At 73.9% G+C, this 19,047-nt stretch carries 17 protein-coding genes; 15 read left to right on the plus strand and 2 right to left on the minus strand.

Annotated features, from left to right (window positions below; translation table 11 throughout):
• Positions 1-130: 130 nt before the first annotated feature.
• The 3 genes from purB (at position 131) to ACFPL3_RS09375 (ending at position 3,212) form a co-directional block, all read left to right on the plus strand.
• A complete protein-coding gene (gene purB, locus ACFPL3_RS09365) occupies positions 131-1,549 on the plus strand; it encodes an adenylosuccinate lyase (RefSeq protein ID WP_343945748.1) in 1,419 nt (472 codons plus the stop codon).
• The gene (locus ACFPL3_RS09370) at positions 1,546-2,376 is read left to right on the plus strand and encodes a phosphoribosylaminoimidazolesuccinocarboxamide synthase (RefSeq protein WP_343945747.1); all 831 of its coding nucleotides are present in this window, start codon (positions 1,546-1,548) and stop codon (positions 2,374-2,376) included. Before purB ends, ACFPL3_RS09370 begins: the two co-directional genes overlap by 4 nt.
• Positions 2,377-2,441: 65 nt before the next feature.
• A complete protein-coding gene (locus ACFPL3_RS09375) occupies positions 2,442-3,212 on the plus strand; it encodes a DUF2334 domain-containing protein (RefSeq protein WP_343945746.1) in 771 nt (256 codons plus the stop codon).
• 2 nt (positions 3,213-3,214) lie between these two features.
• Here the strand turns inward: ACFPL3_RS09375 and ACFPL3_RS09380 are convergent, their stop codons facing one another.
• Positions 3,215-3,841: an MBL fold metallo-hydrolase gene (locus ACFPL3_RS09380; RefSeq protein WP_343945745.1), complete on the minus strand. Its 627-nt coding sequence runs from the start codon at positions 3,839-3,841 to the stop codon at positions 3,215-3,217.
• Positions 3,842-3,909: 68 nt separating this feature from the next.
• Between ACFPL3_RS09380 and purS the strand changes: the two genes are divergently transcribed.
• The 5 genes from purS to ACFPL3_RS09405 are packed head-to-tail and all read left to right on the plus strand — an operon-like array spanning position 3,910 to position 8,036.
• On the plus strand, positions 3,910-4,143 hold the full coding sequence (gene purS / locus ACFPL3_RS09385; protein ID WP_343945744.1) for a phosphoribosylformylglycinamidine synthase subunit PurS: 234 nt from the start codon (positions 3,910-3,912) through the stop codon (positions 4,141-4,143).
• Positions 4,140-4,814, plus strand: a complete 675-nt coding sequence (gene purQ, locus ACFPL3_RS09390; RefSeq protein WP_343945743.1) for a phosphoribosylformylglycinamidine synthase subunit PurQ — start codon at positions 4,140-4,142, stop codon at positions 4,812-4,814. The genes purS and purQ overlap by 4 nt, the downstream gene beginning before the upstream one ends.
• Positions 4,815-4,864: 50 nt before the next feature.
• Positions 4,865-6,019, plus strand: coding sequence for a PP2C family protein-serine/threonine phosphatase (locus ACFPL3_RS09395; RefSeq protein WP_343945742.1), 1,155 nt, complete (start codon positions 4,865-4,867; stop codon positions 6,017-6,019).
• Complete coding sequence (locus tag ACFPL3_RS09400; RefSeq protein WP_343945741.1) at positions 6,016-7,587, plus strand: sensor histidine kinase; 1,572 nt, start codon at positions 6,016-6,018, stop codon at positions 7,585-7,587. Before ACFPL3_RS09395 ends, ACFPL3_RS09400 begins: the two co-directional genes overlap by 4 nt.
• Positions 7,584-8,036, plus strand: coding sequence for a response regulator (locus ACFPL3_RS09405; protein WP_343945740.1), 453 nt, complete (start codon positions 7,584-7,586; stop codon positions 8,034-8,036). The genes ACFPL3_RS09400 and ACFPL3_RS09405 overlap by 4 nt, the downstream gene beginning before the upstream one ends.
• A gap of 391 nt (positions 8,037-8,427) precedes the next feature.
• On the opposite strand, the gene ACFPL3_RS09410 is transcribed toward ACFPL3_RS09405, so the two are convergent.
• Positions 8,428-9,927, minus strand: a complete 1,500-nt coding sequence (locus tag ACFPL3_RS09410) for an FAD-dependent monooxygenase (RefSeq protein ID WP_343945739.1) — start codon at positions 9,925-9,927, stop codon at positions 8,428-8,430.
• An 80-nt stretch (positions 9,928-10,007) separates the two neighbouring features.
• Between ACFPL3_RS09410 and ACFPL3_RS09415 the strand changes: the two genes are divergently transcribed.
• The 7 genes from ACFPL3_RS09415 (at position 10,008) to ACFPL3_RS09445 (ending at position 18,991) form a co-directional block, all read left to right on the plus strand.
• Entirely contained in the window at positions 10,008-10,652 is a 645-nt protein-coding gene (locus ACFPL3_RS09415; RefSeq protein ID WP_343945738.1) for a TetR/AcrR family transcriptional regulator, read from the plus strand.
• A gap of 11 nt (positions 10,653-10,663) precedes the next feature.
• Entirely contained in the window at positions 10,664-12,931 is a 2,268-nt protein-coding gene (gene purL, locus ACFPL3_RS09420; RefSeq protein ID WP_343945737.1) for a phosphoribosylformylglycinamidine synthase subunit PurL, read from the plus strand.
• Positions 12,932-13,013: 82 nt separating this feature from the next.
• On the plus strand, positions 13,014-13,376 hold the full coding sequence (locus tag ACFPL3_RS09425; protein WP_379588734.1) for a sterol carrier family protein: 363 nt from the start codon (positions 13,014-13,016) through the stop codon (positions 13,374-13,376).
• Between the two features lie 128 nt (positions 13,377-13,504).
• Positions 13,505-15,679, plus strand: coding sequence for a putative bifunctional diguanylate cyclase/phosphodiesterase (locus ACFPL3_RS09430; RefSeq protein WP_343945735.1), 2,175 nt, complete (start codon positions 13,505-13,507; stop codon positions 15,677-15,679).
• Between the two features lie 54 nt (positions 15,680-15,733).
• Positions 15,734-17,317, plus strand: coding sequence for an amidophosphoribosyltransferase (gene purF, locus ACFPL3_RS09435; RefSeq protein ID WP_343945734.1), 1,584 nt, complete (start codon positions 15,734-15,736; stop codon positions 17,315-17,317).
• 64 nt (positions 17,318-17,381) lie between these two features.
• Entirely contained in the window at positions 17,382-18,461 is a 1,080-nt protein-coding gene (gene purM / locus ACFPL3_RS09440; RefSeq protein ID WP_343945733.1) for a phosphoribosylformylglycinamidine cyclo-ligase, read from the plus strand.
• A gap of 107 nt (positions 18,462-18,568) precedes the next feature.
• The gene (locus ACFPL3_RS09445) at positions 18,569-18,991 is read left to right on the plus strand and encodes an SRPBCC family protein (RefSeq protein WP_343945732.1); all 423 of its coding nucleotides are present in this window, start codon (positions 18,569-18,571) and stop codon (positions 18,989-18,991) included.
• Positions 18,992-19,047 lie beyond the last annotated feature (56 nt).

The raw sequence follows: 19,047 nt of genomic DNA on the forward strand, positions 1-19,047 counted from the left end.
GGGCGAGTTTCGCGTCCCATCCCGCGCGAGTCTCGCGTTCCGTAGGGCGAGTGGCGCGTTCCGTGGCGGGGACGGTCACGGTTGCGGCCGGTGCCCCCGGGCCGGGGCCCGGCCCGTAGGCTGCCGGAACGTGATTCCCAACGTGCTGGCCGCCCGCTACGCGAGCGCGGAGCTCGTGCGGCTGTGGTCGCCCGAGAACAAGATCGTTCTGGAGCGGCGGCTCTGGATCGCGGTGCTCCAGGCCCAGCGGGCGCTCGGCGTGGACGTCCCCGACGGTGTGGTGGAGGACTACGAGCGGGTCGTCGACCAGGTCGACCTCGCCTCGATCGCCGCCCGCGAGCGGGTCACCCGCCACGACGTGAAGGCGCGCATCGAGGAGTTCAACGCGCTGGCCGGGCACGAGCACGTGCACAAGGGCCTCACCAGCCGGGACCTCACCGAGAACGTCGAGCAGCTGCAGGTGCGGCTCTCGCTCGAGCACGTGCGGGACCGCACGGTGGCGGTGCTCGCCCGGCTGGCCCGCCGCGCCGCGGAGCACGCCGAGCTCGTGATGGCCGGGCGCTCGCACAACGTCGCCGCCCAGGCCACCACGCTCGGGAAGCGGTTCGCCTCGGCGGCCGACGAGCTGCTCGTGGCGTACGCCCGCCTGGAGGACCTGCAGGCGCGCTACCCGCTGCGGGGGATCAAGGGGCCGGTCGGCACGGCGCAGGACATGCTGGACCTCCTCGGCGGCGACGCTGCGAAGCTCGCGGAGCTGGAGCGGCGGGTGGCCGAGCACCTCGGGTTCGCAGGGGCCCTGACGAGCGTGGGCCAGGTCTACCCGCGCTCGCTCGACTTCGACGTGGTGAGCGCGCTCGTGCAGCTGGCCGCCGCGCCGTCGTCGCTCGCCACCACGATCCGGCTGATGGCGGGGGCCGAGCTGGCCACCGAGGGGTTCCAGCCCGGGCAGGTCGGCTCGTCGGCGATGCCGCACAAGATGAACTCCCGCTCGGCCGAGCGGATCAACGGGATGCTGGTGCTGCTGCGCGGCTACGCGGGCATGGCGTCCGAGCTCGCGGGCGCGCAGTGGAACGAGGGCGACGTCTCCGACTCGGTGGTGCGCCGGGTCGTGCTGCCGGACGCGTTCTTCGCGCTCGACGGGCTGTTCGAGACCACGCTGACCGTGCTCGACGAGTTCGGCGCCTACCCGGCCGTGATCGCCCGCGAGCTGGACCGCTACCTGCCCTTCCTCGCCACCACGGCCGTGCTGATGGCCGCCGTGCGGGCCGGGGTCGGGCGGGAGACGGCCCACGAGGTGATCAAGGAGCACGCCGTGGGCGTGGCGCTGGCGATGCGGGAGAAGGGCCAGGCCGAGAACGACCTCGTGGCGCGGCTCGCGGGCGACGAGCGCCTGGGGTTGCCCGCGGGTGCCCTCGACGGCCTGCTCGCCGACCCGCTGCGGTTCACCGGTGCCGCCACCGCCCAGGTGGCCGCCGTCGTCGAGCGCGTGCAGGGCGTCGTCGACGCCCACCCGGACGCCGCCGCCTACACCCCCGGAGCGATCCTGTGAAGCTGCTGCACTCGGGCAAGGTCCGCGACGTCTACGAGGACGGGGAGGACCTCGTGCTGGTCGCCTCCGACCGTGTGTCGATCTACGACGTGGTGCTGCCGACGCCCATCCCGGACAAGGGCAGGGTGCTCACCCAGCTGTCGCTGTGGTGGTTCGACCGGCTCGCCGACATCGTGCCGCACCACGTGATCTCCGGCACGGACGTGCCCGCCGAGTTCGCGGGGCGCGCGATGCGGTGCCGCCGGCTGGAGATGCTGCCGGTCGAGTGCATCGCCCGCGGCTACCTCGCAGGGCTGGGCCTGGAGGAGTACCGCAAGCAGGGCACGGTGTCGGGGGTCCCGCTGCCGGACGGGCTCGTGGAGGGTTCGAAGCTGCCGGAGCCGATCTTCACGCCCACCACGAAGGCGGCGGTGGGCGAGCACGACGAGTTCATGACGTTCGACGACGTCGTCTCCGCCGTCGGCGCGGACACCGCGAAGAAGCTGCGGGAGCTCACGCTGGCCGTCTACACGCGGGGCGCCGAGACCGCGGCGGCGCGCGGGATCGTGGTGGCCGACACCAAGCTCGAGTTCGGCCTCGACCGCGACGGCCGGATCGTGCTCGCCGACGAGGTGCTCACCCCGGATTCGTCGCGGTTCTGGCCCGCCGACTCCTGGGAGCCGGGTCGCCCGCAGTACGCGTTCGACAAGCAGTTCCTGCGGGAGTGGTCGCAGGGCCTGGAGTGGGACCGCACGCCGCCCGGCCCGGAGGTGCCGCCCGACGTCGTGGCGGCCACCCGGGCCCGCTACCTGGAGGCGTACGAGCGCATCACCGGTGGCGTCCTGTGATGGGCGCCCACTGACCACCCGCCGCTCATCGCCAGGTCCACCGCCGTTCACGGCGGCATGGGTCCATGGCGGGCGTGGCCCACTCCCACCTGGTGGTCTCCCTCTCGGGGCTGACCCACGACGCCGCCGAGGCGCTCGACCGCGCCGTCGACCTCACCGCTGAGCTGGACGCGCGCGGCGTCCCGTCGTCGCAGCTCCTGCGGCCGGCGGGCGTCCCCGACGGGTCGGCGCTGGCTCGCTGGGTGCACGAACGCCGGGCCGGGGGCGACGCGCTCGTGCTCCACGGCTTCGACCACACCGCGGACCCGATCGGCGCCTGGCAGCCGGGCGGGCTGCCGCGGGTGGGCAGGCGGGCGGAGTTCGCCGCCCTGCCGCGCCACGAGGCCGGCCTGCGGCTGGTGGCGGCCCGGCGGGCGCTCACCGCGCTGGGGCTGCGCACGGACCTGTTCGTGCCGCCGCGCTGGATCGCCTCGCCCGGCACCGTCGAGGCGCTGCGCGAGCAGGGCTTCCGGCTCCTCGCCGACGAGCACGGCGTGCGGTTCCTGCAGGAGGGCGGGGCGCAGCTGCGGTCGCGCGTGCTCGGCTTCCGGACGTCCGGCCTGCGCCTCCCCGTGGCGGCGGACCGGCGCGCGGCGGAGGCGTGGCGCTGCCGGGTGCTGGTGGCCGAGATGGCCCGCACGGTGCGCCGCGGTGGGCTGGTGCGGATCAACGTGCGGGCGAAGGACCTCAGGCGCCCGCAGCGGCGGGCCGCGGTGCTGGCGGCGGTGGACGCCGCGCTCGGCCTCGGTGCCGTGCCGGCCACCTACCAGCTCAAGGCGACCGCCCGCGCGGCGTGAGCTCAGACCTGCGTCGCCGTCTCCCGGTCGAGCACGCGCAGCGTGGTGGCCTCCGGCTTGAGCCGTTCGAACATGCCGTAGTGCATCGCCGGCCGGGCGAGCACGGCCTCGTGGATCGGCACAGCGGCACGCGGCGCCACCGCGCGCAGGTATTCCACCGCCTCGGACAGCTTGAGCCACGGGGCGCCCGTGGGCAGGAACAGCACGTCCACGGGCTGCGGTGCGGGCGTGTAGGCGTCGCCGGGGTGCAGATGCGTGCCGTCCACCAGGTAGGCGTTGTTCGGGACCACCGGGATGTCCGGGTGGATCACGGCGTGCTCCCCGCCCAGCACGTCGACGTGGGCGCCCGCGATCTCCAGCTCCGCCCCCGGTGCGACGACCTCGTGGGGGATCTCCGCGAGCTGCTCCGCGGTGCCGCTGTCCACGATCAGGCGGGCGTCCGGGTTGGCGTCGAGCAGCGGGCGGATGCGGTCGGCGTCGAGGTGGTCGAAGTGCTGGTGGGTGACGAGCACGGCGTCCAGCCCGCGGACCTGCTCGAAACCCGCCGAGAACGTGCCCGGGTCGAGGAGGAGGCGGGCCCGGCCGGTGTCCAGCAGGAGGCACGCGTGGCCGAAGTGGGTGATCAACACGACCCTCCACTCTGCCACCGTTCCGCCCGTCCTGCCGATGCGGGCGAGGGCGCCCGTACGCTTGGGGCGTGGCGAAGGTCGTGGTGGACGTGATGCCGAAGCCCGAGATCCTGGATCCGCAGGGCCAGGCGGTCGCGGGTGCGCTCGCTCGGCTCGGCGTTGCCGGGGTCGGGGACGTGCGGCAGGGCAAGCACTTCGTGCTCGAGGTCGACGACTCGGTGGACGACGAGACCCTCGACCGGGTCGCGGCCACCCTCCTGGCCAACCCGGTGATCGAGGACTGGGTGGTGACCAGGGCATGAGGATCGGCGTCATCACGTTCCCGGGCACGCTCGACGACGTCGACGCGGCCCGCGCGGTGCGGTACGCGGGTGGCGAGCCCGTGGCGCTGTGGCACGCCGACCACGACCTGCGGGGCGTCGACGCGATCGTCGTGCCCGGCGGGTTCTCCTACGGCGACTACCTGCGCGCCGGTGCCATCGCGAGCATCGCGCCGATCATGACCGAGGTCGTGGCCGCCGCCGGGCGGGGCACCCCCGTGCTCGGCATCTGCAACGGCTTCCAGATCCTCTGCGAGGCGGGCCTGCTGCCGGGTGCGCTGGTGCGCAACGCCGGTCTGCACTTCATCTGCCGCGACGAGCGGCTGCGGGTCGAGTCCACCGCCACCGCGTGGACGGGTGGGCTCACCGTCGGGCAGGAGCTGCTGGTGCCGCTCAAGTCGGGCGAGGGCCGGTACGTCGCCGACGCCGACACGCTGCGCCGGCTCGAGGACGAGGGCCGGGTGGTGTTCCGCTACGCGGGCGGGAACCCGAACGGGGCCCTGGGGGCAATCGCGGGTGTCGGCTCGGCCGACGGGCGCGTGGTCGGTCTGATGCCGCACCCCGAGCACGCCATCGATCCGCTCACCGGGCCGTCCGCCGACGGTCTTGCCCTGTTCACGTCGGTGCTGCGCACCGCGGTGCCGGCCGCCTGAACGGCATCTGCCCTCCCCGGGCCGCTCAGATGACCGGATCGGTGCCGATCATGCCCCGTCGCGTGCTGCTGGTCGAGGACGATCCGGGCGACGTGTTCCTCGTGCGGGAGCTGCTGGCCGAGGTCGATCCCGAGCTCCAGGTCGTGGTGGCCCAGTCGGTGGCGGCGGCGGTCGGGGGCGATCTGCTGCGCAGCTCCGACTGCGTGCTGCTCGACCTGAACCTCCCCGGCTCGCAGGGCCTCGACGGCCTGCGTCGCCTCCTGCACGTCCACAGCGGCGCCGCGGTGTGCGTGCTCACCGGTGTGGACGACGAGCACCTCGGCGTGGCGGCCGTGGCCGCGGGCGCGCAGGACTACCTGGTCAAGGGCAAGGTCGACGGCCAGGTCCTGATCCGGGCCGTGCGCTACGCCGTGGAGCGGCGCCGGGCCGAGTCGAGCATCCTGCGGTTGCGGGAGGAGCAGCTCGCCGCCGCCGAGTCGGCGCGGTTGGAACGCGGCCTGCTGCCCTCGCCGCTGCTCGCGGGCAGCCGGGTGCGTGCGAGGTCGTACTACCGGGCGGGCCGCACGCGGTCGCTGATCGGCGGCGACTTCTTCGACGCCGTGCACGGCCCCACCGGCACCGTGCACGCGATCACCGGCGACGTCTGCGGGCACGGGCCCGACGAGGCCGCGCTGGGGGCGCTGCTGCGGGTGTCCTGGCGCGCGCTCGTGCTGGCCGGGGTGGACGAGGCGCAGCTGCTGCCGAAGCTGCAGCAGGTGCTGGTGAGCGAGCGGCACGACCCCGCGCTGTTCACCACGGTGTGCGCGGTGGCCCTGCGGCCCGGTGACGGCGGCCGGGCCAAGGCGGTCGTGCGGTTGGCGGGCCACCCGCCGCCGGTGGTGCTGCGGCCCGAGCTGCGCAGGCTGGAACCGCCGGTCGGGGTGCCGCTCGGCGTGCTCCCGGACGCCACCTGGGAGCCGTTCGCGGTGTCGCTCGACCCCGGATGGGCCCTGCTGTCCTACACCGACGGCCTCATCGAGGGCCGCGGATTCGAGTCCGGGGAGCCGCTCTGGGAGGAGGGCCTGCACGAAGTCCTGGCGCGGGAGCGCGCCGCTGACCTGGAGCAGCTGGCCGCACGGGTCGTCGAGCAGGTGCAGCAGCTCAACGGGGGTCCGCTGGCCGACGACGTCGCGATCCTCATCCTCACCGAGGACACGACCCGGTGACCGCCCCGCCGGAGCACGGCAGGCGTCCGCGGCTCGCGCTGCGGCCACGCCCGGTGGGGGGACCGACGCACTGGCCGCTCGCGCGGGTGTTCGTGGTGGGCGCGGTGCTCGCCGCGCTGGTGGCCACCGGCACCGTGGTGCTCGGCGCCGCCGCGCTGTGGCGGGTCGGGGAGGCCAGGGCGGCCCTGATGGACCAGGCCGGGCCCGCCCTGCTCGCGGTCAAGGACCTGTCGAACGCCCAGGTGGACCAGCAGACGGGTGTGCGCGGGTTCCTCCTGACACGGCGCCCGGAGTTCCTCGAGCCGTACCGCACCGGGGCGGAGCGCAGCCGCGAGGCCGTGGCCCAGCTGCACGCCGCGGCGGATGCGCTCCCGGAGCTCCGGTCGGCCGTCGAGGAAGCGGAACGGGCCGAACAGGACTGGCGCACGACCTACGCCGAGCCCGTCATCGCCGCAGACCCGGCGGCGCCCGGACTGGACGCCGGCCGGGCCTCCTTCGACCGGATGCGCGCGACAACGGGCGGGCTCGAAGCGCGGCTCGAGGAGCTGCGGCGCGACGCCCGCGCGCAGCTGCAGTCGGCCCTGTCGTTCATCGCCGTGGCCGGCGTGGCGATCGGGGTGGTGCTGCTCGTGCTGCTCGCCGTGGTGGGGTACGGCCTGCGCCGGATGGTGCTGCGGCCGGTGTCCGACCTCGCCGCCCAGGTGCGCGAGGTGGTGGCGGGCGACACCGACCGGCGCGTGGACGTCGACGGGCCGGGCGAGATCCGCGAGCTCGGCGCCGACATCGACGCGATGCGCCGCCACATCCTCGAGGACCTCGACGAGGCGCAGGAGGTGAACCGCCGCCTCGACGACCAGGCGCGCGACCTGGAGCGTTCGAACCGCGACCTCGAGCAGTTCGCGTACGTGGCGAGCCACGACCTGCAGGAGCCGCTGCGCAAGGTGGCGAGCTTCTGCCAGCTGCTGCAGCGGCGCTACGCAGGTCGGCTCGACGAGCGGGCCGACCAGTACATCGCGTTCGCCGTCGACGGCGCGCAGCGGATGCAGCAGCTGATCAACGACCTGCTGGCCTTCTCCCGCGTCGGCCGCACCACCGAGAGCTTCAAGCCGGTCGACCTCGACGCCGTGGCCGCCGCCGCGGCGTCGCAGCTGGAGTCGACCCGGGAGGAACTGGGCGGCGAGATCGTGCTCGGCGCGCTGCCGAAAGTCCCGGGAGATGCGAGCCTGCTGCAGTCGCTGCTCGTCAACCTGATCGGCAACGGCCTGAAGTTCCACCGTGAGGGCGTGGCCCCCGTCGTGCGCGTGGCGGCGCAGCGCGACGGCGACACCTGGACCATCACGGTGACCGACAACGGCATCGGGATCGAACCCGAGTACGGCGAGAAGGTTTTCGTGATCTTCCAGCGACTGCACGGCCGCGACGACTACCCCGGCACCGGGATCGGGCTCGCGCTCGCCAAGAAGATCGTCGAGTTCCACCGGGGCGGCATCGAGCTCGTGCCCGGGCACGACCAGGGCACCACCATTCGCGTGACCCTGCCCGCACTGCACGAGGAGAACGCCGAATGACCGACCAGCGGCCCCGGACGATCAACGTGCTCCTCGTCGAGGACGACCCGGGCGACGTCCTGATGACCCGCGAGGCGTTCGAGGAGAACCTGCACAACAGGCTCGACGTGGTCACGGACGGGGCGGCGGCGCTCGACTACCTGCGACACGAGGGCTCCCACGCCGACGCGCCCCGGCCGGACCTGATCCTGCTCGACCTCAACCTCCCCCGCCGCGACGGCCGGGAGGTGCTGCAGGAGATCAAGGCCGACCCGAGCCTGCGCCACATCCCCGTGATCGTGCTGACCACCTCCAAGGCCGAGGAGGACGTCCTGCGCAGCTACCAGCTGCACGCCAACGCCTACGTCACCAAGCCGGTCGACTTCGAAGGCTTCATCGAGGCGATCAAGCAGATCGACCACTTCTTCATCAGCGTGGTCCAGCTCCCCTCCGACCTGCGGAGCAACTAGCCGGCGGCCGTGACCGGGGTCCTGCCGGGCGCGAGGCGCACGCCAGGGTCGTCGAGTCGCCGTGAGGTGCGGCTCGGGTGGCGTTCGGGTGGTCGTCGGAGCCGAGTCGCACGTCAGGGTCGCGGGGGTGGCGGTGAGGTGCGGCTCGGGTGGCGTTCGGGTGGTCGTCGGAGCCGAGTCGCACGTCAGGGTCGTTGGACGACCGTGAGGTGCTGATCAAATTGGCTCCGGCAGGCGAGCAGCACCTCTCAGCGGGTGCGGCCGCCGTGAGGTCCTGCTCGGGGCGGGCGGAGTCGGCCCGGCCGCCCGGCCACCCGGTCGCGTCGACACAGCGGGGCGCGAGTCGCACCTCAGGGTTGGCGGGGCAGCCGGGAGGTGCTGCCCGACGCCCTCAGGTGCGGGACGCCGCCCCCACTCGTTCCGGGACCATCCGCCCCGCGTCGCCGATCGCCCCCACGTACCCGTCGGGGCGCACGAGGACGGCGGTGCCGTCCGGCACGTCGTAGGCGGCCGCGACGAAACCCTGGGCGTCGACGACCGCGGTGCCGGTGGCGGTCCGCCCCGCCGGGAGCACGACGCGGGCGTCGGCGGGGACCGTGCCGGGCGCGGGGTCGCCGAACACGAGGAGCGTGGCGTGCGGCCCGCGGAAGAGGTCGAACAGGCGCAGAGGCCGGCCGGCCGCGTCGACCACCGGCCCGTCCGGTGCGCGGTCGCCCGCGTGCAGCCGGCCGGGGCGGGCGCGCTCGTCGCGGACGATGGGGCTCCCGCGGTAGCCGATGTCGAGCTGCTGGGTCTCGGGGCCGCGCTCGTGCGCGTCGTCGGCGCCCTCGACGTGGCGGCGCAGCAGTTCCTCGCTCAGCCCGAGCACGTGCGCGGCGACGGGCCTGCGCTCGGCCTCGTAGCTGTCGAGCAGGGCGTCGGCGTCCGGGCGGCCGGCGAGTGCGGCGGCGAGCTTCCACCCGAGGTTGTACGCGTCCTGCACGCCGGTGTTGAGGCCCTGCCCGCCGGTGGGCGGGTGCGTGTGGGCGGCGTCGCCCGCGAGGAACACGCGGCCGGCGCGGTAGCGGGCGGCCAGCCGGACGTTCGGCCGCCACACCGTGGACCAGGCGACCTCGCGGATCGCGACGCCGGGGAGGCCGCAGAACTCGGCGAACGCCGCGTGGACGATCTGCTCGGGCTCCGCGGTGCCGTTCTCGAGCGGGGTGGCGAACTGGAAGAGGTCCTCGCCGGGCAGGGGGCTGAGGAACATGCCGCGCCGCTGGTCGTGCTCGTCGGTGAACATGTGGCCGCAGGTGTGGTCGAGCCCCGCCACGCGCACGTCGCCGATCAGCATGCGCACCGACTCGTCGGTGCGGCCCTCGAACGGGATCCCGAGCGTGCGGCGCACGGTGCTGGCGCCGCCGTCGGCGCCGACGAGCACGGCTGCGCGCACGGTCTCCCGCCCGGCGGGTCCGGCGAGCGTGGCCGTGACGCCGTCCGCGTCCTGCGCGAACCCCTCGAGCGCGGTGGCGAACTCGACGCGGCCGCCGAGCTCGGTGAGCCGGGCTCGCAGGATCGCCTCGGTGCGGTCCTGGCCCAGGAAGTGGCCGTTGGGGTACGGGACGTCGGGCGTGGGCTCGCGCAGCTCGCCCATCCGCTTCTCGCCGGTGTACCGCCCGCCGGCGTACGCCCGCACGTGCGAGGGGGCGACACCCGCCGCGAGCACGGCGTCGAGCACGCCGAGGTCGTCGAACACCTCGAGGGTGCGCGGCTGGAGGCCGTCGCCCCGGGAGCCGGCGGCGGGGGCCGCCGCCCGGTCGACCACGCGCACCGGGACGCCGCGGCGGGCCATCTCGATGCCGAGGACGAGGCCGGTGGGCCCGGCGCCCGCGACGAGGACGGAGGGTGTCATGACGCTCCTTCGATGAATCAACATTCAGTGAATCGAGATTCACTATGCTGGTTGTTAGCGTGCGCGTCAAGGAGGTCGAGATGGCTGCTCCCGCGGGGAGACGGGCGGCGCGGGCCGCGGAGACGGAGGCGGCGCTGAAGGAGGCGGCGCGGCGCGTCTTCGCCGAGCGCGGGTACCTCAACACGAAGATCACCGACATCACATCGGCGGCGGGCCGGGCGGCCGGCTCGTTCTACAACCACTTCGCGGGCAAGGACGAGCTGCTCACAGCGCTGCTCACCGACATGCTCGAGGACAACAGCGCGCGGACCGACCCCGAGCACGACCCGGACCTGTCGCGGCGCGGCGCGGTGCGCTGGCACGTCGCCGAGTTCTGGCACTTCTACCGCAGGCACCTGCCGGAGATGGTGGCCCTGCGCGAGGCCGCCACCGTGAGCCCGGAGTTCGGCAGGCGGCTGCAGGAGATCATCTCCGCGGACAGCGCGCACCTGCTCGGCCACCTCGAGCTCGTGCGCGCCGCGGGGATCCCGCTGCCCGGCGATCCCCGGCTTCTGGTGTCGGCCGTGCACTGCCTGCTCGACCAGTTCGCCCACACCTGGCTCGTCCTCGGCGGCGACGGATCGCGCCCGCCCGTCGACGACGACGAGGCGATCGACTTGCTCACCGACCTGCTGCACCGCGGTCTGGCGGGCACACCGCCGGAAGGCTTCGGCACCGCCACGTAGGCTGACCAGCTGTGACGCCTCAGCCGGCCGCCGACACCGTCAAGAACGCCGCCGCCACGCCCGACCAGCCGCAGCCCTACCGGGAACTGGGCCTCAAGGACGACGAGTACGCCCGGATCCGGGACATCCTGGGACGCAGGCCCACCGACGCCGAGCTGGCGATGTACTCGGTGATGTGGAGCGAGCACTGCTCCTACAAGTCCTCGAAGGTCCACCTGGCCTACTTCGGCGAAACCACCACCGACGCCATGCGTGAGCGGATGCTCGCCGGCATCGGGGAGAACGCGGGCGTCGTCGACATCGGCGACGGCTGGGCGGTCACGTTCAAGGTGGAGTCGCACAACCACCCGTCGTACGTGGAGCCGTACCAGGGTGCGGCCACCGGCGTGGGTGGGATCGTCCGCGACATCATGGCGATGGGGGCCCGCCCGGTGGCGGTGGCCGACCCGTTGCGGTTCGGGCCGGCCGACGCGCCCGACACCGCGCGCGTGCTGCCCGGCGTGGTCGCGGGGGTGGGCGGGTACGGCAACTCGCTCGGCCTGCCCAACATCGGCGGCGAGGTGGTCTTCGACGAGAGCTATCTCGGCAACCCGCTGGTCAACGCGCTGTGCGTGGGTGCCATGCGCAAGGAGGACCTGCACCTGGCCTTCGCGTCGGGCACCGGCAACAAGATCATCCTGTTCGGGGCGCGCACCGGGCTGGACGGCATCGGCGGGGTGTCGGTGCTCGCGTCGGAGACCTTCGGTGAGGAGACCGGCCGCAAGAAGCTGCCGTCGGTGCAGGTCGGCGACCCGTTCACCGAGAAGGTCCTCATCGAGTGCTGCCTCGAGCTGTTCCACGCGGGTCTCGTGGTGGGCATCCAGGACCTGGGTGGGGCGGGCCTGTCCTGCGCCACGTCGGAGCTCGCGAGCGCGGGCGACGGCGGCATGCACATCGACCTGGACGCCGTGCCGCTGCGCGCCACCGGCATGACGCCCGCGGAGATCCTCTCCAGTGAGTCGCAGGAGCGCATGTGCGCGGTGGTGCGCCCGCAGGACGTCGACGCGTTCCTCGAGGTGTGCCGCAAGTGGGACGTGCTGGCCGCGGTGATCGGCGAGGTCACCGCGGGCACCCGGCTCGTGATCGACTGGCACGGCGAGACCGTGGTGGACGTCCCGCCGCGCACCGTCGCGCACGAGGGCCCGGTCTACCAGCGCCCCGTGGCCCGTTCCGACCGGCAGGACGCTCTGGTCGCCGACGTCCCCGACCGCCTGCCCCGGCCGGCCGCCCCGAGCGAGCTGCGCGCCGAGGTCCTGCGGATGGCGGCGAGCCCGAACCTGTGCAGCCGGGCCTGGGTCACCGACCAGTACGACCGCTACGTGCGCGGCAACACCGTCGGCGCGCAGCCCGCCGACGCCGGGGTGCTGCGGATCGACGAGGCCACGGGGCGGGGCATCGCGGTGGCCACCGACTGCAACGCGCGGTTCGTGGCGCTCGACCCGTACGCGGGGGCGCAGCTGGCGCTGGCCGAGGCGGTCCGCAACGTCGGTTCGAGCGGCGCGGTGCCGGTGGCCGTCACCAACTGCCTCAACTTCGGCTCGCCGGAGGACCCGCACGTGATGTGGCAGTTCCAGCAGGCCGTGCGCGGGCTCGCCGACGGGTGCGCGCAGCTGGGCATCCCGGTCACCGGCGGCAACGTGAGCTTCTACAACCAGACGGGGGAGCGCGCGATCCTGCCGACGCCGGTGGTGGGCGTGCTCGGCGTGCTGGACGACGTGGCCAGGCGCGTGCCGTCGGGGTTCCGGCGCGACGGCGACGCGATCGTGCTGCTCGGTGACACCCGCGAGGAGCTCGGCGGCAGCGAGTGGGCCCACGTCGTGCACGGGCACCTGGGTGGCCGCCCACCCGCGGTGGACCTGGCCGCCGAGGCCCGGCTCGCCGACCTGATCGCGCGGGCAGCACGGGCCGGGCTGCTCAGCGGCTCGCACGACCTGTCCGACGGCGGGCTCGCGCAGGCCCTCGTCGAGGCGTGCCTCGTGGGCGGTCGCGGCGCCGCCGTGCAGCTCCCACCGCTCGACCCGTTCGTCGCGCTCTTCTCCGAGTCGGCGGGCCGCGTGCTCGTCGGCGTGGCCCCGGAGAGCCTGGCCGAGCTGCTCTCCCTGGCCGCGGACGCCGGTGTGCCGGCACGGGAGATCGGCACCACGGGCGGGTCCGCCCTGTCCGTCGACGGGGTGGGCGAACTCCCGCTGGCGGACCTGCGTGCCGCCTGGGAGGGCACCCTTCCGGCGTTGTTCGGCTGATCGGCGCGGCCGATCTGGGCCGAACGTGTACCACACCTGTCCGAAAGGGCAGGTCCACTCCGGATCGATTACCGTTCGGCGGGTGCAGGGAGGACTCAGCGGCACCCGGATCGCCTCCGCCGTACTCGATTGGCTGGGCGGCAGCGGCCCCCCACCCGACCGTGCGGTGCTGCGTGCGGCCGTGAAGGAGAGCCTGGCCGCGGTGGCCGCAGCTGCGCCGGGCCACAGCGTGGAGGTGCGGATACCGCCGTTCGGAGCCATCCAGTGCGTCGAAGGCCCGCGGCACGGTAGGGGCACCCCGCCGAACGTCGTCGAAACCGATGTGCGCACCTGGCTCGAGCTGGTGACGGGCCGCACCACGTGGGAGGCGGCACTTGCCGAGGGGGTTCTCCACGCGTCGGGCACACGCAGCGGCGAGGTTGCGCGGCTCCTGCCGCCGCCGTGAGCCGGCACTAATGTGCCGCTCGCTCCGGTGAATGCGAACACGCCCAGGTGGCGCGAACCGGGTCGGTGGACGGAAGATTGATCCGATCAGGGGCGAGACGGACCGAACGGGCGACAGGAGGTAGCCGCGTGGTTGCACCGCGCAGCCTTCCCGAGACCGTCGAAGCATCCCCTGACGCGACCGCGCGCCGGTCCCTGCGCTCCGTCGAGGGCGACCGGGTCGAGCTGCTCGCCGCGCGGTGGGCCGGGATCACCCATCCCGACGACCCGGGTGCGGCCGCGCACCTGGCCACCTTGCTGCGCATGCTCGCCGCAGTGTTGCGTGCCGAACCGTTCTGGCCGCTCGCCGCGCGGGCGATCGGCGCCGAGCTGGTCAGCGCGGGCGGCCGCGGCGCCGTGGAGCACCCGGCGGCCCCCGACTTCGAGGGTCTCGTGGTGCCGAGCCTGCGGCTGCTGCGCCGGGACGTCCCGGACGCGTTCGGGCTGCAGGGTCCCGATGCGGAACGGCGTCTGACCGGGGCGCTCGACGAGATGGTCGCCGGGATCGTGGGCGCCCTGCGCGACCGGATCCCCGTCGGCCGCGACGATCTCGGTCCCGCCGCGCCCGGCCCGGCGCCCGCTCTGGACGGGCGCTACATCCGCGCGGTGTACGACCAGGCCGCCGTGGGCATCGGCATCGTGTCGCTCGACGGGAGGGTGCTCGACCTCAACCCGGCCCTCTGCCGGATGTACGGCCTCGAGGGTCCGCTCGACCAGCCGCGGCCGTTGTCGGACTTCGTGCACCCCGACGACATGGCCGACGTCGTCGAGCGCCTGAAGCGCCTCGCGAGTGGCGGGGATCCCGACGTCGTGCGCATGGAGATGCGGCTCGTTCGGGCCGATTCGCGGGTGATGTGGGTGCACGTCACGGCCTCGCTCGTGCTCGCGGCGGACGGCACGCCCTCCCACGTCACGGGGCTGGTCGAGGACGTGTCGGACCGCCATCGGCTGTGGTCGCGCCTGCGGGAGACCTCCTTCGCCGACCAGCTCACCCGGTTGCCCAACCAGGCCGTGGCCGACCAGTGGCTGCGCCGGGCGTTCTCCGCTGGCGGACCCGCGCGCGTCGGGCTCTGCGCCCTCGACCTCGACGGCTTCCACGCGGTCAACGACGAGCTCGGCCCGCAGATCGGCGACCGGCTGCTGCTCGGCGTGGCGGGGCGGCTGCACCTCGCGGCGGGCGACGGCGTCGTGTGCCGCACGGGCGACGACGAGTTCATCGTGCTGGTAGCCGACCCGCCGGACGGCGCGGCCATGAGCGCCCTCGCCGACCGGCTCCAGGACGCGCTGGCCACGCCGTTCCACGTCGAGGGGCAGCCGCTGGTCGTCTCGGCCAGCATCGGGGTGGCGGAGACGGGCACCGCCCGCGGCAGCGCCACCGAGTTGCTGCGCGCGGCCGACGTGGCCCGCGGGTGGGCCCGGGCGCTCGGCGGCGGGCGGCGCGTGGTCTACGACCCGGAGCGGGACACAGCGGAGGCCACGCGGTTCTCCCTGCTCTCCGGCCTGCGCGGGGGGATCGACCGGGGTGAGTTCCGCCTCGTCTACCAGCCGCTGGTGCGGCTGGCCGACGGCAAGGTCCGCGGTGCGGAGGCGCTGGTGCGCTGGCAGCACCCCGAGCACGGCATCGTGGGGCCCGGCCGGTTCATCGAGCTCGCCGAGCAGAGCGGCGCGATCGTCCCGCTCGGGGGCTGGATCCTGCGGGCGGCGTGCGAGCAGGCGGCCACGTGGTGGCGGGAGCTGGGCGACGAGGCGCCGTTCGTCAGCGTGAACGTCTCGCCGGTGCAGCTGGCCGAGCCGGCCTGGGTCCACGACGTCGCGCAGGTGCTCACCGACACCGGGCTGCCCCCGCACCTGCTCCAGCTGGAGATCACCGAGCAGGCCGTGCTCGGCGACGAGCTCCTCGTGCTCGACGCGCTCAGCGAGCTGCGGCACGCAGGCGTCCGGATCGCCCTGGACGACTTCGGCACCGGTTACTCCAGCCTCGCCTGGCTGCGCAGGCTCCCCGTCCAGGTGCTGAAGATCGACGGGTCGTTCATCGACGGGCTGCGCAACCCGGCCGCCGACCCCACCGACTCCTCGATCGTCCGGGCGCTGGTCGAGCTCGCCCACGCCCTCGGCCTCGAGGTCACGGCCGAATGGGTGGAGACCCCCGTGCAGGCGCAGCGCCTCGCCGAGCTCGGCGCCGACGTCGGGCAGGGAAGATGGTTCGGTGATGCGGGTCCCGGAGAGTGGGTCCCGGAGCTCGCACGGCGTAGCATCGGGCGCTGAGCGGCGGGGCCGTGCCTGAGCCGCCGTCTGTGCCGTCTGCGCGAGGAGCGTGTTGTGGGCCCGAGTTCCGCACGGAACGAGCAGCCGACCGAACGCAACCCGGAAACAGACCCCTTCGGCCACGAGCCCGAGCCGCGCGAGGAGTGCGGGGTCTTCGGTGTGTGGGCCCCGGGGGAGGACGTCGCCAACCTCACCTACTACGGGCTCTACGCCCTCCAGCACCGCGGCCAGGAATCGGCGGGCATCGCCGTGTCCGACGGGCGGCGGATGGTCGTCTTCAAGGACCTCGGGCTGGTCAGCCAGGTGTTCGACGAGCAGGTGCTGTCCTCGCTGAAGGGCCACCTCGCCGTGGGCCACTGCCGGTACTCCACCACCGGCTCCACCACCTGGGAGAACGCGCAGCCCACGTTCCGCACCACGGCCACCGGTAGCGGGATCGCGCTGGGCCACAACGGCAACCTCGTCAACAGTGCCGAGCTGCGCGACGAGATCCGGGCGGCCCGCGCCGACGAGCGCGCCGATCGCGGGGCGATCCAGGCGAGCACCGACTCCGACCTCATCAGCGAGCTGCTGGCCGTCACCGCCGCCGACACCGGGGTCGAGGAGGCGGCGCTGCGCCTGCTCCCGCGGGTGCGTGGCGCGTTCTCGCTGGTGTTCGCCGACGAGCAGACGCTCTACGCGGCGCGCGATCCGTACGGCGTGCGGCCGCTGGTGCTGGGCCGCCTCGAGCGCGGGTGGGTCGTGGCGAGCGAGACCGCGGCCCTGGACATCGTCGGCGCCTCGGTGGTGCGCGAGGTCGAGCCGGGTGAGCTGATCGCCATCGACGCGGGTGGCCTGCGCAGCTCGCGCTTCGCCGCCCCCGAACCCAAGGGCTGCGTCTTCGAGTACGTCTACCTGGCCCGGCCCGACACCACCATCTCCGGGCGCTCGGTGCACGCGGCGCGGGTGGAGATCGGGCGCAGGCTCGCCGAGCAGCACCCCGTCGAGGCCGACCTGGTGATCCCGGTGCCGGAGTCCGGCACCCCGGCGGCCATCGGGTACGCGCAGGGCTCCGGCATCCCCTACGGCCAGGGCCTCGTCAAGAACCAGTACGTCGGGCGCACCTTCATCCAGCCCAGCCAGACCATCCGCCAGCTGGGCATCCGGCTCAAGCTCAACCCGCTGCGCGACGTCATCCGCGGCAAACGCCTCGTCGTCGTCGACGACTCGATCGTGCGCGGCAACACCCAGCGCGCCCTCGTCCGCATGCTCCGCGAGGCGGGGGCCGTCGAGGTGCACGTGCGGATCGCGTCCCCGCCGGTGCGCTGGCCCTGCTTCTACGGCATCGACTTCGCCACGCGGGCCGAGCTCGTCGCGAGCGGGCTCGACACCGAGGGCGTGCGCCGGTCCATCGGCGCCGACACGCTCGGCTACGTGTCCGTCGAGGGGATGGTCGCGGCCAGCGAGCAGCCGCGCAGCAGGCTGTGCACGGCCTGCTTCACCGGCGAGTACCCGATCCCGCTGCCCGAAGAGGCGCGGCTCGGCAAGCACCTGCTCGAGGAGCTCGCCGTACCGGAGGACACGTCCGGGGCCGCGTCGGGCGATCCCGGGCCGCTCTCGGTCGGGTACGGCGCCGCCGACGCGCTCGGCCGGCCCTGAACCCGGACCCCACCAGAACCCCGGCGGCGCGTGCCGCCGAACCGACGTCAGGAGTGCCACCACCATGCCGCCGAGCACCGCCCGACCCACGGGGAGAGGCGCCAGCTATGCCGCCGCCGGCGTGGACATCGAAGCCGGTGAGGACGCCGTGGACGCCCTGCGCCCGTACGCGGAGAAGGCGAGCCGCCCGGAGGTGATGGGCGGCATCGGCGGGTTCGCCGGCCTGTTCGCGCTCAAGCTCGGCAAGTACACCGAGCCGGTGCTCGCCTCGTCCACCGACGGTGTGGGCACCAAGGTCGCGATCGCGCAGGCGCTCGACAAGCACGACACCATCGGGCTCGACCTGGTGGCGATGGTGGTGGACGACCTCGTCGTCTGCGGCGCCGAGCCGCTGTTCATACAGGACTACATCGCGGTCGGGAAGGTCGTCCCCGAGCAGATCGCCTCGATCGTCAAGGGCATCGCCGACGGCTGCCAGCAGGCGGGCTGCGCGCTGCTGGGTGGCGAGACCGCGGAGCACCCCGGCCTGATGGAGGCCGGCAGCTACGACATCTCCGGCACCGGCGTGGGCATCGTCGAGGCCGCCAAGATGCTGCGCCCCGACCGGATCCGCCCCGGCGACGTGCTCGTGGCGCTCGGCTCGTCGGGCCTGCACTCCAACGGCTACTCGCTGGCCCGCCACGTCCTGCTCGACATCGCACGGCTGCCGCTCGAGGGCCACGTCGAGGAGTTCGGCCACACCCTCGGCGAGGAGCTGCTCGCCCCCACCCGGATCTACGCGCGCGACTGCCTCGCGCTCACCGCGGAGACCGGCGTGCGGATGTTCGCGCACATCACCGGTGGTGGGCTGGCCCGCAATCTGGCCCGGATCCTGCCCGACGGCGTCAAGGCGGTGGTCGAGCGCGGCAGCTGGACCCCGGCGCCGGTGTTCAAGATGATCGCCACCCGCGGCCGCGTCGAGCGCGCGGAGATGGAGAAGACGTTCAACATGGGCGTCGGCATGGTGGCGGTGCTGCCCGCCGACGAGGTCGACCGCGCGCTGGCGGTGCTCACCGCCCGGCACGTCCCGGCCTGGGTGCTCGGCGAGGTGCGCCGGGGCGGGAGCGGCACGGTGGAGATGGCGGGAGACCACCCCCGCTTCTGAACGGCCGTGTGACCGCCATCACTGGCGAGGGCCGCTCAGGTCGGCGGCCCGGCCTGGTCCACTCTCCGACGGCCCCGCTCCGGGGGCCCGCGGACGAGGAGATGACGATGAGCGCCACCGCCGAGTACACCTACCGCCTGTCCCGCGTGCTCGACGCCCCCGTCGAGAACGTCTGGGCCGCGTGGACCCAGCCCGAGCACTACGCGCAGTGGTCCGGCGCCGTGCTCCCGACGATCTCCCTCGACGTGCGGCCCGGCGGCGCGTGGAAGGCCACGATGGCCACCCCCGACGGCCAGGAGTTCCCGCTCACCGGCACCTACGGCGAGGTCGTCGAGAACGAGCACCTCGAGGTGCTGATGGACCTCCCGGGCGGCGCGTCCACCGCGATGGTCGTCGACCTCACCGCGGTCGACGGGAAGACCGAGATCGTGGTGTCCCAGGCGTGCGACAGCGCCCAGGCGCGGGACATGTCGGAGCAGGGGAGTCGGATGCTGCTCGACGGGCTCGCGGCGTACGCGCCGACGATCTGAGATCTCGGCCCGCAGAACGGGGGACTCGGCCAGCGAGACGGGAGACTCGCCGGGGA

Source organism: Pseudonocardia zijingensis (assembly GCF_042657305.1).
GTDB lineage: Bacteria > Actinomycetota > Actinomycetes > Mycobacteriales > Pseudonocardiaceae > Pseudonocardia > Pseudonocardia zijingensis.